The organism is Paraliobacillus sp. JSM ZJ581, assembly GCF_044383835.1.
Lineage (GTDB): Bacteria > Bacillota > Bacilli > Bacillales > Amphibacillaceae > Paraliobacillus.
The window spans coordinates 18,689-33,058 of sequence record NZ_JBISEP010000017.1 but is presented as its reverse complement, the minus strand read 5'-3'; the positions used below and the strand labels follow the sequence as shown (position 1 = coordinate 33,058).

The following is a 14,370-nucleotide window of genomic DNA, read 5'->3' as shown; positions in this document are numbered from 1 at the left end:
AGGGATGAAGTTGACGAAAGTTTATACACAAGATTTACTAGAACAGTTTAAATTTGATTTAGTTGCTGGTAGTAACGGGGTTAATAGAGAAATTATTATGAGCGATATTTCACGACCAGGTATTGAGTTAACAGGATATTTCCGCTATTATCCGAAAAAAAGATTACAATTATTAGGGAAGACAGAACTTTCTTATTATAAAGATTTGACTTCTGACCAACGAACTGATCGTGCTAAAAAAATGTGTACGAATGTAACGCCTGGAATTGTCATTTCAAGAGGGATGGATATTCCGAATGAATTAATTCAAGCATGTGACGAGGCCGATGTCCCATTACTTCGATCTCCCTATAAAACAACACGTGTAGTCAGCAGGTTAACTAATTTCTTAGAAGCAAGATTTGCACCACTTACTGCTATGCATGGTGTACTAGTGGACATATACGGTGTAGGTGTATTGATTACAGGGCAAAGTGGTGTAGGTAAAAGTGAAACTGCACTTGAATTAGTTAAGAGAGGGCATCGTCTTGTTGCAGATGATAGTGTTGAAATTAGACAAGAAGATTATGATCGCTTAATCGGTTCTTCCCCACCACTAATTGAGCATCTGTTAGAAATTCGAGGATTAGGTATTATTAATGTGATGACATTGTTTGGTGCTGGATCTGTACGCTCACATAAAAAAATATCGTATGTGATCAATTTAGAATCATGGGATGAGAAAAAACAATATGACCGGCTAGGTCTAGAAGAAGAGACGATGAAAATTATTGACGTAGAAATACCAAAAGCAACATTACCTGTACGACCAGGTCGAAATTTGGCAGTTATCATTGAAGTAGCTGCAATGAATTTCCGACTAAAACAGATGGGGGTCAACGCTGCTGAAGAATTTTCCACACGATTAACTACGATGATAGATGAAGAAAAGACGAACTTGGGAATTGATTACGATTAGGAGTAGGAAAGGGAGTTTGCGATTTTGTTATATAATGTATCACCACCAATTGATCGTATTTTTCTAGAAATAGGGCCATTAACGATTTATTGGTATGCAGTTATTATTGTTAGTGGTGTTTTTGTTGGATTGTGGTTAGCAACGAGAGAATCAAATCGACTAGGATTAAAAAAAGATTTATTTACAGATTTAATCATGTTCGCTTTGCCGATAGCAATTATTTCGGCTCGTTTTTATTATGTTATTTTTGAATGGGAAAAATATCGAGATGGACCATGGTGGGGTGTTTTTGCGGTATGGGAAGGTGGCATCGCCATTCACGGTGCATTAATCGGCTCAGTTATTACTGCGATTATTTTTGCTCGGGTGAGAAAGGTATCTTTTTGGCAACTCGCTGATATTGCAGCCCCAAGTATTATTTTAGGTCAAGCAATTGGTAGATGGGGTAATTTTGTCAACCAAGAAGCTTACGGCGAAGCAGTTTCAAATGCTTTTTTCAATAACTTCATGCAATATTTGCCTGATTTTATTGTTAATCAGATGTACATAGATGGAGCATATCATCATCCAACATTTTTATATGAATCGGTGTGGAATATAATTATCTTTATTTTACTTTTAGTTTTACGACGAAAAGTAAATCCAAGAAGAGGAGAAATATTCCTAACTTATGTGATTGGTTATTCGATTGGAAGATATTTCATCGAAGGTATGCGTACCGACAGTTTATATATTATTGGTTCACTAAGAACAGCACAAGTGATATCAATTATCTTAGTTATTGTCTGTGTAGGTATCATGATTTATCGTCGAAAAACAAATATGGTAAACCGTAGATATAACGGTAAAAAAATATAATGAAGTAATAGATCGTCAAGGGAAGAAGAGAAAGCGGTATAAAACAAAGTTTATGAATCGAATGGATATTAGGTAAAGTTATTTTTCCGTTCATGGTGTTTGAATCGGCTGTGCAATATCTATTAGTAGTTAGAATTGCTTAGCTAGTTAGTTACGTGATTAATAAATGATGTAGCGTTATCTTGTTAATGGTCATGCTGTCATTTTTCTGTGAATGTAGGTTGGGTGGAGCGAACATCGAGTAGATTAGCTCCATCCACTTGTTTGTTAATAATGAATAACAATGTCTCGATGATTTTAGTTTGTCGGTCTTTTTATTGGCTTAGCAGTGATGGATACAATAAATAAAAAGAAGATAGGGTTTTAAGAAAACATGTATTCAGTATTTATATTTTTAATTCATCATACAGAGTTATGAAACACGCTGATTTTTATACTATTAGGTATACCTGCTTGATCACTTTTATTACTACAATTATTTTTACGATAATACTCAGATATATTTAGAATAGGAAATAACAATTACAAGTTAGAAAGGAAGTTATGGAACGTGAGCATATGTACAATTCTTTTTGATTTAGATGGAACATTGATTGATACGAATGAGCTAATTATTACTTCATTTAAACATACGTTAGAAAAACATACAGGAAAAGTTTATGAGCGAGAAGACATCCTTCCATTTATTGGACCTCCGCTACTGGAAAGTCTGCAGCAAGTGGACCCTGAGCAGGCCGAAGCAATGATGGCTACCTATCGAGTACATAATATTGAAAATCATAAAAAATATGTTGCTGCTTATCCAACCGTGATAGAAACGATAGAAACATTGAAGCGCAACGGATATCAATTAGGAATTGTGACGACAAAAATACGAGATACAGCTGAATTAGGTTTGAAAATAACAGGTTTATATGATGCATTTGATTGTGTGATTGGGTTAGATGATGTGACAAATGCAAAGCCACACCCTGAACCAATTATCAAGGCATTAACAAAGCTGAATGCCAATCCAGAGCATGCGCTAATGGTTGGTGACAATTATCATGATATTGAAGCTGGACAAAATGCAGGAGTTAAAACAGCTGGTGTTGCTTGGTCGATTAAAGGAGAAACCACGTTAGCTGAATATCAGCCTGATTATATGCTTAAGGAAATGAAAGATTTATTAACAATACTTGAGGTGTGATACATGCGGAAAACATATCGTTACAAAGTTGATGGTGCAAACTCTTTATGGCACGTTTATCAAACAGTTCCGTTCTTAAAAGTAATAAAAAACTTTATGATTATTCAACTTGCACGATATACCCCTTTCCTATCAGTGAAAAATTGGTTATATCGAAAATGTTTACGAATGAAAGTAGGAGAGCGAACTGCTTTTGCTTTAATGGTGATGCTCGATATTATGTTTCCAGAACGAATTACGGTTGGGGAAAACACAGTGATTGGCTATAACACAACAATTCTAGCACATGAATATTTAATTAAAGAATACCGATTAGGTGATGTGAGAATCGGAAATGAAGTAATGATAGGTGCTAACTGTACCATTTTACCTGGTGTCACCATCGGTAATCGAGCGATTGTGGCAGCAGGAACGATTGTACATAAAGATGTCCCATCCGGTGAATTTGTTGCTGGAAATCCAATGCGTACAGTTTATACAGCTGAACAAATGCAAGAACGAGTGGAACAAGATTAGTTGCTGTATTGTTAAAACATACTTCATGTGTCTTAACTAGACAAATGAGATGACAATATAAAGAGGTGTAAAAGAGATGGCGTTCTCAAATGTTGATCGTGATAAAACAACAAGCTTTCTTTCAAGTGAAAGATTTGATGTATTAGTAATTGGTGGCGGCATTACAGGTGCTAGTATTGCTTTAGATGCAGCGTCTCGAGGGATGAAAACAGCTGTGGTGGATATGCAAGATTTTGCTGCGGGCACATCTAGTCAACCGATTACATTAACTGATGATGGGCTGCATTATCTTCAGTACCGTGAAGCAAAAGTAGCATCGGAGATCAATAGGGAGAGAGCAATTCTATGTAAAAATGCACCACATGTTGTAAAGCCAGAAAATATATTGCTACCAATATATCAATATGGACATTTAAATAAGTGGCACACTGGTATTGGATTAACGATATACGACCGTTTAACAGGTGTTAAAAAGAAAAAACGGCATAAAATGCTTTCTAAACTAGAAACATTAGAAAAAGAACCAATGCTTTCTAAAAATCAATTAGTAGGAGCAGGTTATTATATTGAATACAACATAGATCATGCTCGCTTAACGATTGAAGTGTTAAAAAAAGCGGTACAACTTGGTGCAACTGCTTTGAATTATATGAAAGTTGTTCAATTCATTTACAATGAACAAGGACAAGTGATTGGTGTAGAAACAGAAGATCAAATCACAGGCGAAAACGTCACTATATATGCAACGAAAATAGTTAATGCAACAGGACCATGGCACGATGTTGTAAAGGAACTAGATCAGTCCCAGCAAGAAAAGCCACTTAATTTGATGAAGCGTCTGTATCTCGTAATTGATCAAAGTAAACTGCCATTAAAACAAGCACTATATTTTGAACATACGGATGGCAGAATGATTTTGGTTATACCAAAGGAAAATAAAATACATATAGAAACAACAGACATTCCCTATAATGATGATGTTGCTAATCTTGTTTTGGAAGAAGCGGATTGTCTTTATTTGTTAGATGCCATAAACCAGGCATTTCCTAAAGTAAAACTTTCCATCAATGATGTCGTATCCAGTTGGGCACGTGTAAGTACCTTATACCCTGCTAGGGGAAAGACTGCTAATAAATCATCGAATAAAGATGGAATCACGTGTACGAAGTCAGGGCTTATTTCGGTTACAGGTGGTAAACTTACATCCTATCGAAATATAGCAGAAAAGGTCATCGATCGTATCGCTAGACAATTTAAAAAGGAAAACGGCATTCTTTATTCTTCATCTGAAACGAAGTCGATCGCTATAGCTGGTGGAGAAGTGGATGGATCGATAGGTTTTGATCGCTTTAAGCAACAGCAGTTACATCAAACAGATCTCCCTATTAGTCATGATAAAAAAGCATTATATATTGACCGTTATGGAAAAAACGTAGAGAAAATTTGGGTGAATTATACAAAATATTATGAAGAAGCTAATCACTTCCAAGTTGATCCGCTTGTCTTTGCTGAGTTAAAGTATTCTTTAGAAGAAGAATCTATTTATATGCCGCTAGACTTTTTTGATCGACGTACCGGAACTGTTTATTTTGATTCGAAGGCTGTTATGGAAAATGGGATAGGTGTATTAGATTTTTTAAGTGAACAACTGTATTGGAACAAGGAAGAAATCGCCTATTATAAACGAGAATTACAACTTGCTTGCCAACAAATTAAACGATAGTCAAAGCCTCTACGACTATGTGATTTGATTAAATTCCTAGAAGTAATATAAACGATAAATAGAAATGACCGAACTGTATCAATCATGGTTCGGTTATTTTTGTTAAGGAGAAGAAATGTGATCGTTCCACTGTTCTAACAAGGCATCAATAAAAGTAAACAAATCTACGCTATCCCTATAAAAAAGATGTAATGACCTTGAATCGCATTCAAATTTACTAAAAGCTTAGACATTGCTCTTGTTTTGTTGTTAGGAAGAATCAAATAATGCTCATGACTTAGCTTTCGGTTGAAATCGTACATGGAACAGATAGAAACGTGTAGGAAGATAGTAGAATATGTGGTATACTTCAAACGGTATGATTGGTCCTTAAATCAAGAGGGAGGCATATAAAATTACACAAGATAATAATAGCATGGAATCATCCGTAAATAATGTCATTCCTTTTATTCCTGAGGGCGATTTTTATTTTTCTAAAGGTGTTCAAGCTTTTCAAAAAAGAAAATTCGATATTGCTTTAAAATGGTTTAAAAAAGCGACAGAGGCTGATCCAACAGAACCGTTGTATTCGTGTCAAATGTCGGTTGTATATACAGAGATTGGTGCATACCATGCTGCCAACCAAATTTTAACAGAGGTAATTAAAAAACAAGGAGAAGCATATCTAGATTGCTATTATTTGATTGCAAATAATTACGCACATTTAGGTTTATTGCGCGATGCAAAAAAGTACGCAACCATTTATTTGGAAAAAGACCCTGAAGGTGAATTTAAAGAAGAAACAGAACAATTGCTCTCAGTTTTAGAATTAAGCGAAGAAGATATAGAAGATGATGATTGGTTAGTTGAGGAAGAAGATGAGTTATTGATTTATCAAGAAACTGCATTTTATCATTTGGAACGAAAAGACTGGAAAAAAGCTTTACCACTCCTACAAGAGATGATGACTCTTTTTCCTGACCATATGACTGCTAAGCATGAATATGCCTATGCCTTATTCTTTTCTGGTGAGCGTAAGGAAGCAGTACGCTTAGAGGAACAATGGTTGAAAAAACAGCCCACTTCTATCTTTATTCTAACAAACTTAATGATGTTTTATTACGAACAAGATGAACAAGAAAGGCTTAATCAAATAAAGCAGTCATTAATTAATCTTTTTCCTATTCATGAACAACAAAAGCTACGTATAGCTATTGCTTTTGCGCATGTTGGCTGTGACGCGATCGCATATTCTCGTTTTCTTTTATTGTCTAAAAAACAGTTAAGAGGACACATTAATTATTATAGATATTTTTCTAAAGTAGCTTATTTTGTTGGAGATGAACAAAGAGCTCGACGTATATGGGAAGAAGGAAGTATGCTTTATTCGATCTTAAAAATAGAGCCAGCTCCTTGGCACCAACCGAAAAAATAGCTACGGCTATATAACTGAGCATATTGTTGGACGTTCGGATATAAAAATACGATAATGGGTATATTAGTTAGTTGATTTTACACAAGGAAATAGCTTATGGTGCAAGCATTGTGATCGATTCATAACAATATGTGTGTATCGAAATGCCTATTCTTTTAAGTTTTTAAAATGAAATCAAGTTTTACTATTATCGAAAGGATGAAAAAATAATGTCAGAAGAAAGAATTTATGATGTGATCATAGCAGGGGCGGGACCTGCAGGAATGACTGCTGCTGTTTATACTTCACGTGCCAATCTAGACACATTGATGTTAGAACGAGGAATTCCAGGTGGGCAAATGGCTAATACAGAAGATGTAGAAAACTACCCTGGATATGAAAGCATTCTTGGCCCAGATTTATCGAACAAAATGTTCGAGCACTCTAAAAAATTTGGGGCAGCATATGCTTACGGGGATATTAAAGAAGTGATTGATGGAAAAGAATACAAAACGGTTGTGACAAGTTCAAAAGAATATAAAACGAGATCACTTATCATTACAACGGGTGCTCAATACAAAAAATTAGGTGTGCCTGGTGAAGAGGAATTAAGTGGTCGAGGTGTGTCTTACTGTGCGGTTTGTGATGGTGCCTTTTTCAAAGATAAAGAGTTATTGGTTATTGGTGGAGGTGATTCCGCTGTCGAAGAAGGTGTTTATTTAACACGTTTCGCTAGTAAAGTAACTATTGTCCATCGTCGTGATGAACTTCGGGCACAAAACATTCTTCAAGAACGTGCATTTGCTAATGAAAAAGTAGATTTTATTTGGGATACAGTCGTTAAAAAGATTAATGAAAAAGATGGAAAAGTTGGTAGCTTAACGCTGTACAATAAAAAAACAGGTGAAGCCTATGATCACCCAACTGATGGTACTTTTATTTATATCGGAATGAACCCGTTGAGTGAGCCATTCAAATCACTAGGTATTACAAACGAAGAGGGATATATTCCAACAAATGAGCAAATGGAGACATCTGTTCCAGGCGTATTTGCTGCAGGAGATATTCGAGAGAAAGAGCTTCGTCAAATTGTTACTGCAACAGGGGATGGAAGTATTGCAGCACAAGCAGCGCAATCTTATATTGAAGATTTAAAAGAATCATTAAAAGCTGTTCAATAGATTGTAAATAAGATGAAACTAGAACGTAATTGCATCTTAATGCCCCTGTAACACCGACGAAACATAAAAGCGGTATAATACAATCAATTAATTATTTAATTAATTGACCCCCTTTTTTTAAAATAAATTGTTGCACAGGCGAATGAGCCTGTGTATTTTTTTTGTTAATAATGATCAGTAAATCAAGTTAGATAGAAAAGCTTATATATAGTATAATGATTACATATTGTTTAGAAATGAGTGAATAGTATTGCAACGTGTAACAAATTGTATTTTGAGACATAAAAATCACATATTGTTATTACAAAAGCCGAGTAAAGGTTGGTACGCAATGCCTGGTGGAAAGATGGAACAAGGTGAAAATATTAAAGAATCTGTTACAAGAGAATTTAATGAAGAGACAGGTTTGTATCTAATTGAGCCACAATTAAGAGGGGTTTTTACTATGGTAAAAACGGAATCAAATACAGTAAAAGAATGGATGATGTATACTTTTCTTTGCGATCGCTTTGAAGGTGAATTGTTGGAGCAATCGAAAGAAGGTAAATTAGAGTGGGTACCTATCGAGGAAGTGTCAAAACTACCGACTGCTCCAAGTGATAAGTTTATTCATCATCATTTGTTGCAAGACGAAACTATATTATATGGCTCATTTGAATATGGATCGGATTATCAATTAACTGATTATAGATTTAATTAATCCGTTATAAGAGGAGAGGGATCATGTCAAACAAGCAAGAAACAAAACTGGTTATTATAACAGGAATGTCAGGTGCTGGTAAAACAGTAGTAGTGCAGAGTTTTGAAGATTTAGGCTATTATTGTGTTGATAATTTGCCGCCCGCATTATTGCCTAAATTTCTAGAGTTAATGAAAGATGCAAGTAACAACATTCGTCAAGTTGCATTAGTGATTGACTTACGTGGAAGAGAGTTTTTTGATAAACTATTTGATGCACTAGATCACTTGGCAAATGCAGATTGGCTGGAAGAACAAATTTTATTTTTAGATGCTGAAGATGAAACATTAGTGTCACGCTATAAAGAAACAAGACGTTCTCATCCGCTTGCACAGGATGGATTGCCATTGAACGGTATTTTACAAGAGCGAGCGATGTTAGATGAATTAAGAGGTCGTGCACAACATTTTATTAATACAACTAATTTAAAACCGAAACAGCTTCGAGAGCAAATTGTAGAAAAATATAGTGAGTCAGAACAAGAAATTTTTTCAATTCATGCTTTATCTTTTGGATTTAAATATGGGTTACCGATAGATGCAGATTTAGTGTTTGATATTCGATTTTTACCAAATCCTCATTATGTTGAGGTGTTACAGCCATTAACAGGATTAAATTCAGAAGTATCCTCATATGTTTTAAAATGGACAGAGACACAGAAGTTTTTAGATAAAGTAACTGATTTGTTAAGCTTTATGCTCCCACAGTATAAAAGAGAAGGGAAAAGTCAATTGGTCATTGCGATTGGTTGTACTGGGGGGCAACATCGATCAGTAACAATTGCAGAATATCTGAAAAACTATTTCTCTGGTCAGTACGTGACACATGTGACACATAGGGATATTGACAAAAGGAAGGGTCATTAACCAAGATGGATAAGCAGAAAAATATTGTAGTGCTAGGTGGAGGAACTGGAATGCCGGTGCTGTTACGTGGATTAAAGGAATATCCGATTAATTTATCGGCTATTGTCACGGTGGCAGATGATGGTGGAAGCTCTGGGCGTTTGCGGACAGAGATGTCAATTCCAGCGCCAGGAGATATACGTAATGTCATTGCTGCAATGTCTGAAGTAGAGCCGATGTTGTTAAAGTTATTTCAACATCGATTCAAAAATGGGAATGGTTTATCTGGGCATTCAATGGGTAACTTATTGTTAGCTGCTATGACTTCTGTAACAGGTGATTTTTATAATGGAATAAAAGAGATATCGCGTGTATTAAATGTTAAAGGTAATATTTATCCCATTGCAAATCAAAATATGTTTTTACATGCAGAAATGGAAGATGGAGAAATCATTGCTGGTGAATCCAATATTCCTCTTGCAAATAAGCCAATTAAACGAGTGTTTTTACAGCCGGATCCAGTGTTACCACTACCTGAAGCAATCTATGCAATTAAACAAGCGGATTTAGTCGTAATTGCTCCGGGTAGTCTGTATACTTCAACGATGCCTAATTTAGTAGTACCTGAAATTGGTGATGCTTTACGTCAAGCAAAAGGAAAAGTAGTTTATGTATGTAATGTGATGACTCAAGCGGGTGAAACAACACATTATACTGCTGCAGATCATATTCAAGCGATAGAGGATCATGTTGGAACAGGATGTATCGATTCTGTTTTAGTACATAACAAGCCAATAGAAGATGAATATCGTAAAAAGTATGCTGAAGAAAATGCATTACCAGTTGTTTATGACACGGATCGTTTAATTGAGATGAACTTAGAAATCATTGAAGCGAATATCATTGATCATTCAAAAAAAATGCTCCGCCATGATACCGGTAAAGTAGCCAAATTACTTTATTCTTTGGTATGAGGAGAAGATATAAGTAAGACGGGAAGGTGAAAATCATGTCTTTTGCATCCGAAATAAAAAAAGAATTGACCCAAATTGAGAACAAGAAATGTTGTGATGAAGCTGAACTTGCAGCATTAATTCGGATGAATGGAGCAATCTCAGTGTCTAAACAAGCATACGTTTTAGATGTTCAAACAGAGAATGCCGCTATTGCTCGTCGAATCTATACTATATTAAAAGCATTGTATGATTATCCAGTAAAATTACTTGTTCGTAAAAAAATGAAATTGAAAAAAAACAACGTATATATTGTACGAATTACTGAAGGCTCCCGTAAAATATTGGCTGAGTTAGGAATTCTTGAAGAGACCTTCTCATTAGTTCGCACCATTTCATCGAAGTATTTGAAAAAGAAATGCTGTAAGCGTGCTTATTTAAGAGGAGCGTTTCTAGCGGGAGGTTCTGTTAATAATCCTGAAACCTCATCGTATCATTTAGAAATTGCAAATGCTTATCAGGAGCACAATGACTCATTATGTGAGTTAATGAATTCTTTTCAATTACATGCTAGAAAATTAGAGCGAAGAAATGGTTATATTTCATACATTAAAGAAGCAGAAAAAATTACAGAGTTTTTAAATTATGTTGGTGCACATCAAGCGTTACTGAAATTTGAAGATGTTCGTATTATGCGAGATATGCGTAATTCTGTTAATCGACTTGTTAACTGTGAAACAGCGAATTTGAATAAAACAATTGGTGCAGCTTTTCGACAAGTAGAAAATATTAAATTTATTGACCGGACCGTTGGCTTAGAAGCGCTACCTGATAAATTACAAGAAATTGCAAGATTACGTGTCCAACACCAAGATGTGTCACTGAAAGAATTGGGTGAACTGATTAGTGGAGGAAAGATAAGTAAATCTGGCATCAATCATCGTTTGAAAAAAATTGACCAATTTGCGGAAAAACTAAAGAAGGAACAAATAATTCAATAAAATTAGGCTCGGGGCAACCTGGGTCTATTTTTTATACATTGCAAATATCAGCGAACATGTCAAATGTATTTACCTGTGTAGATTTTTTGAAAAATAATCGTTAAATATGTATTGATTAAATATCCAATTAGACATGCAGATATGCGCTCATTTATCATCAAAGTTGTGTAAGTTTTAGTGATAAATGTTAGAAACAGAGTGTGATTTAACCAAAAAAGAGACGATCTAAAAGGATTGATAGAAAAATTATAAAAAGCCTAAACTTTACAAAAAGATTTAGGCTAGCGCGCCCGGAGGGATTCGAACCCCCGACTCATGGTACCGGAAACCATTGCTCTATCCCCTGAGCTACGGGCGCATTTATTTTTATAGAAAGTTAAGCGAACAAGAACTATTATAACGGATATGCTGTATTAATTCAATTGTTTCGTTATTTATGAAAAAAGTGACAGATTAACAAATAAGTAAGGGAATGAACAAGTTGATCATCAAAATAAAATAAAATTCTCCTCATATCGATTCATATATTGACTTCTTATCTGTTATAATAAGGAGTAAGGTTTATTTCCCTAACGACATGGGTACGATACAAATAGTAATGATTTAATAAAAGTCAACAACATATGTGTTTTGTTTGACCTTTATTGACCAATTAGGTACTATGTACATAGAAACATTATTTCACTAGATAAAGTGATGATTTTGAAGGAGGCAGATGTTCAAATGAATTTAATACCAACAGTAATTGAACAAACCAATCGTGGAGAACGTGCATATGATATTTATTCTCGCTTATTAAAAGATCGTATTATTATGTTAGGTAGTGCGATTGATGACAACGTAGCAAACAGCATTGTTGCACAACTACTTTTCTTAGAAGCAGAAAGCCCAGATAAAGATATTTCTATTTACATCAATTCACCGGGTGGTTCCATCACTGCAGGAATGGCAATTTATGATACGATGCAGTTTATTAAGCCAAATGTATCGACCATCTGTGTAGGAATGGCGGCATCGATGGGTGCATTCTTGCTAGCAGCTGGCGAACCTGGAAAACGTTATGCGTTACCAAACAGTGAGGTAATGATCCACCAACCATTGGGGGGGACACAAGGGCAAGCTTCTGATATTCAAATTCATGCGAATCGAATTATTGAAATGCGTAAGAAGTTAAATCAAATCCTTTCTGAACGAACTGGGCAACCACTTGAAGTGATTGAAAAAGATACAGATCGTGATAATTTCATGATTGCAGAAAAGGCGAAAGAATATGGTTTAATTGATAAAGTGATGGAAAAAAAGCCTACTGAATAGTAAGGTATAAAAAAGAGGCTAGGACATAACACTATTTCTTATTTAAAAATCTGAACGATTAATTTCCTTGCAACAGAATAAACACCGCTGTGGAAATATACTCGCTTTCCGCAGGCACGGCTTCAGCTTGCGCTATTCCTGCAGGAGTCTCGTATATTTCCACAGCTAATTTATTTGCTCGAAAAAAAGACGGATAATAATCCTTGAACAAGGAATTATTATCCGTTTTCTACTGCCTCTTATTTAGTTTTGTCCCGGCCCCTTTTAATATGAATTAATTCTGTGAGTATCTTTTCTTTTTTTTGAAAATGCAACTAATGTTTCAATTGCCTCTTGATCTTCATTTTCGTTAGCAATTAAATAAATTGTCACACCTTTTTTTATTCACTATAATAATCCCATCATACTTTTATCATTCACACGAAGTTTATCTTGTTATGTAAAGAAATCAGACGCGAATACATTTACTTTGTGCACAAATAATGTGATTGATTCATCATTTAACCTTGGTGCAATACCAACTAGCACTTTTATCTCCTTTCAGTTAGAAAAGCTAACATATACAATACTTTGGTTGATGAACCGTACAAGAAAATGATAGTAGCTGACGTTTCCATCCGAAATGATATTGCACACTTTCCGCAAATTAATGTATAGCTCGCTAATTAAATTGGAATAACTAAAGAATAGAAGAAAAGAAAGGTGTGTCACGATGGAGAAACAAAATTTTCAAGCAGAGCTTGATAAGATAAGTCATATGTTGCAACATGCGCAGCAGATGATCATAGAAGCACAAGGGAAAAAAACGGAACTAAGTGGGTCAGTTATACAATTGGAAGAAATAGAAACACAACTAGAGCAAACCAAGCATAGTGAAGAGATGCAATCTAACTCACAGTATCAACAAGCTTGGGAACAATTGCATGATCTTAGAAGAAGTATTAATCATTATCTTCAATAAATGTAAAAAGCAAAGCTAACGTCGATAGATAACGCTAACTTTGCTTTTATTTATGTGGGATATATAGTATGAAAGTTGTTTGCATGCCTATTTTGATTCCAATTTTATGATAAAATTAATGAAAAAATAGATATTAAAGTGGAGTGGATAAACTTGAAAACAGAAAAAGAAAAAATGATTGATGGAGAACTATATAACCCAGCAGACCCTGTTCTTGTAGCGGATAGATTATTTGCCCGCAAACAAATGCAAGCGTTTAACAATGCTCCGTTCAATGAACACGAAAAACGAATCAATATATTAAAAAATATGCTAGGCTATACAGGGGAGCAGATTAACATTGAACCATCCTTTAAGGTTGATTACGGATATAATATCTATGTAGGTGAGAATTTTTACGCAAATTTTGATTGTACGATACTTGATGTAAGTGAAGTAAGGATTGGGGATAATTGTATGCTAGCGCCTGGGGTGCATATGTACACTGCCACCCATCCACTTGATCCGATTGAGCGTAATTCTGGTAAAGAATTAGCGAAACCAATATTAATCGGTAACAATGTTTGGATTGGTGGAAGAGCAGTGATAAATCCTGGAGTCGTCATTGGTGACAATGTTGTTATTGGTTCAGGATCTGTTGTAACAAAAGATATACCTGATGATGTCGTTGTCGCCGGGAATCCTGCGGGAATTGTTAAAAATATATTTAATTAAAAAATCAGTACATAGCATGAATCGC

Annotated in this window: 14 protein-coding genes and 1 tRNA gene; 14 read left to right on the top strand and 1 reads right to left on the bottom strand. The window is 35.1% G+C overall.

The genetic code is table 11. From position 1 onward, the window contains the following. The first annotated feature begins 4 nt into the window (after positions 1–4). The 11 genes from hprK to whiA all read left to right on the top strand — a co-directional run bounded on the left by hprK (position 5) and on the right by whiA (position 11,356). Positions 5–958, top strand: a complete 954-nt coding sequence (gene hprK / locus ACH6CY_RS10315; RefSeq protein WP_374067254.1) for an HPr(Ser) kinase/phosphatase — start codon at positions 5–7, stop codon at positions 956–958. Positions 959–982: 24 nt separating this feature from the next. Continuing rightward, positions 983–1,816 carry a prolipoprotein diacylglyceryl transferase gene (gene lgt / locus ACH6CY_RS10310; protein WP_374067253.1) on the top strand — a complete coding sequence of 278 codons (834 nt, stop codon included), beginning with the start codon at positions 983–985 and terminating at the stop codon, positions 1,814–1,816. A gap of 550 nt (positions 1,817–2,366) precedes the next feature. Further along, the gene (gene ppaX, locus ACH6CY_RS10305; protein WP_374067252.1) at positions 2,367–3,005 is read left to right on the top strand and encodes a pyrophosphatase PpaX; all 639 of its coding nucleotides are present in this window, start codon (positions 2,367–2,369) and stop codon (positions 3,003–3,005) included. Positions 3,006–3,008: 3 nt separating this feature from the next. Continuing rightward, positions 3,009–3,521: an acyltransferase gene (locus tag ACH6CY_RS10300; RefSeq protein WP_374067251.1), complete on the top strand. Its 513-nt coding sequence runs from the start codon at positions 3,009–3,011 to the stop codon at positions 3,519–3,521. A gap of 76 nt (positions 3,522–3,597) precedes the next feature. Next, entirely contained in the window at positions 3,598–5,244 is a 1,647-nt protein-coding gene (locus ACH6CY_RS10295) for a glycerol-3-phosphate dehydrogenase/oxidase (RefSeq protein ID WP_374067250.1), read from the top strand. Between the two features lie 415 nt (positions 5,245–5,659). Next, positions 5,660–6,658, top strand: coding sequence for a tetratricopeptide repeat protein (locus ACH6CY_RS10290; RefSeq protein WP_374067249.1), 999 nt, complete (start codon positions 5,660–5,662; stop codon positions 6,656–6,658). A 209-nt stretch (positions 6,659–6,867) separates the two neighbouring features. Next, the gene (gene trxB / locus ACH6CY_RS10285; protein ID WP_374067248.1) at positions 6,868–7,818 is read left to right on the top strand and encodes a thioredoxin-disulfide reductase; all 951 of its coding nucleotides are present in this window, start codon (positions 6,868–6,870) and stop codon (positions 7,816–7,818) included. Between the two features lie 250 nt (positions 7,819–8,068). Further along, the gene (locus tag ACH6CY_RS10280; RefSeq protein WP_374067247.1) at positions 8,069–8,518 is read left to right on the top strand and encodes an 8-oxo-dGTP diphosphatase; all 450 of its coding nucleotides are present in this window, start codon (positions 8,069–8,071) and stop codon (positions 8,516–8,518) included. Positions 8,519–8,541: 23 nt separating this feature from the next. Next, complete coding sequence (gene rapZ, locus ACH6CY_RS10275; RefSeq protein ID WP_374067246.1) at positions 8,542–9,423, top strand: RNase adapter RapZ; 882 nt, start codon at positions 8,542–8,544, stop codon at positions 9,421–9,423. A gap of 5 nt (positions 9,424–9,428) precedes the next feature. Continuing rightward, complete coding sequence (locus ACH6CY_RS10270; RefSeq protein ID WP_374067245.1) at positions 9,429–10,376, top strand: gluconeogenesis factor YvcK family protein; 948 nt, start codon at positions 9,429–9,431, stop codon at positions 10,374–10,376. Between the two features lie 35 nt (positions 10,377–10,411). After that, positions 10,412–11,356, top strand: coding sequence for a DNA-binding protein WhiA (whiA, locus tag ACH6CY_RS10265; protein ID WP_374067244.1), 945 nt, complete (start codon positions 10,412–10,414; stop codon positions 11,354–11,356). A gap of 285 nt (positions 11,357–11,641) precedes the next feature. On the opposite strand, the gene ACH6CY_RS10260 is transcribed toward whiA, so the two are convergent. Beyond that, a tRNA-Arg gene (locus tag ACH6CY_RS10260) sits at positions 11,642–11,714 on the bottom strand. Positions 11,715–12,079: 365 nt separating this feature from the next. On the opposite strand from ACH6CY_RS10260, the gene clpP reads away from it, so the two are divergent. The 3 genes from clpP (at position 12,080) to ACH6CY_RS10245 (ending at position 14,345) form a co-directional block, all read left to right on the top strand. Next, positions 12,080–12,670, top strand: a complete 591-nt coding sequence (gene clpP, locus ACH6CY_RS10255) for an ATP-dependent Clp endopeptidase proteolytic subunit ClpP (protein ID WP_374067243.1) — start codon at positions 12,080–12,082, stop codon at positions 12,668–12,670. Positions 12,671–13,382: 712 nt separating this feature from the next. Then, the gene (locus ACH6CY_RS10250) at positions 13,383–13,631 is read left to right on the top strand and encodes a hypothetical protein (RefSeq protein ID WP_374067242.1); all 249 of its coding nucleotides are present in this window, start codon (positions 13,383–13,385) and stop codon (positions 13,629–13,631) included. A 153-nt stretch (positions 13,632–13,784) separates the two neighbouring features. After that, positions 13,785–14,345, top strand: a complete 561-nt coding sequence (locus tag ACH6CY_RS10245; protein WP_374067241.1) for a maltose acetyltransferase domain-containing protein — start codon at positions 13,785–13,787, stop codon at positions 14,343–14,345. Positions 14,346–14,370 lie beyond the last annotated feature (25 nt).

Excerpts from the sequence above, each read along its gene's own strand:
- trxB (WP_374067248.1), top strand. The coding sequence starts at position 6,868 with ATGTCAGAAGAAAGAATTTATGATGTGATCATAGCAGGGGCGGGACCT.
- ACH6CY_RS10290 (WP_374067249.1), top strand. The coding sequence starts at position 5,660 with ATGGAATCATCCGTAAATAATGTCATTCCTTTTATTCCTGAGGGCGAT.
- clpP (WP_374067243.1), top strand. The coding sequence starts at position 12,080 with ATGAATTTAATACCAACAGTAATTGAACAAACCAATCGTGGAGAACGT.
- ACH6CY_RS10250 (WP_374067242.1), top strand. The coding sequence starts at position 13,383 with ATGGAGAAACAAAATTTTCAAGCAGAGCTTGATAAGATAAGTCATATG.
- whiA (WP_374067244.1), top strand. The coding sequence starts at position 10,412 with ATGTCTTTTGCATCCGAAATAAAAAAAGAATTGACCCAAATTGAGAAC.
- hprK (WP_374067254.1), top strand. The coding sequence starts at position 5 with ATGAAGTTGACGAAAGTTTATACACAAGATTTACTAGAACAGTTTAAA.
- ACH6CY_RS10300 (WP_374067251.1), top strand. The coding sequence starts at position 3,009 with ATGCGGAAAACATATCGTTACAAAGTTGATGGTGCAAACTCTTTATGG.
- ACH6CY_RS10295 (WP_374067250.1), top strand. The coding sequence starts at position 3,598 with ATGGCGTTCTCAAATGTTGATCGTGATAAAACAACAAGCTTTCTTTCA.
- rapZ (WP_374067246.1), top strand. The coding sequence starts at position 8,542 with ATGTCAAACAAGCAAGAAACAAAACTGGTTATTATAACAGGAATGTCA.
- ACH6CY_RS10270 (WP_374067245.1), top strand. The coding sequence starts at position 9,429 with ATGGATAAGCAGAAAAATATTGTAGTGCTAGGTGGAGGAACTGGAATG.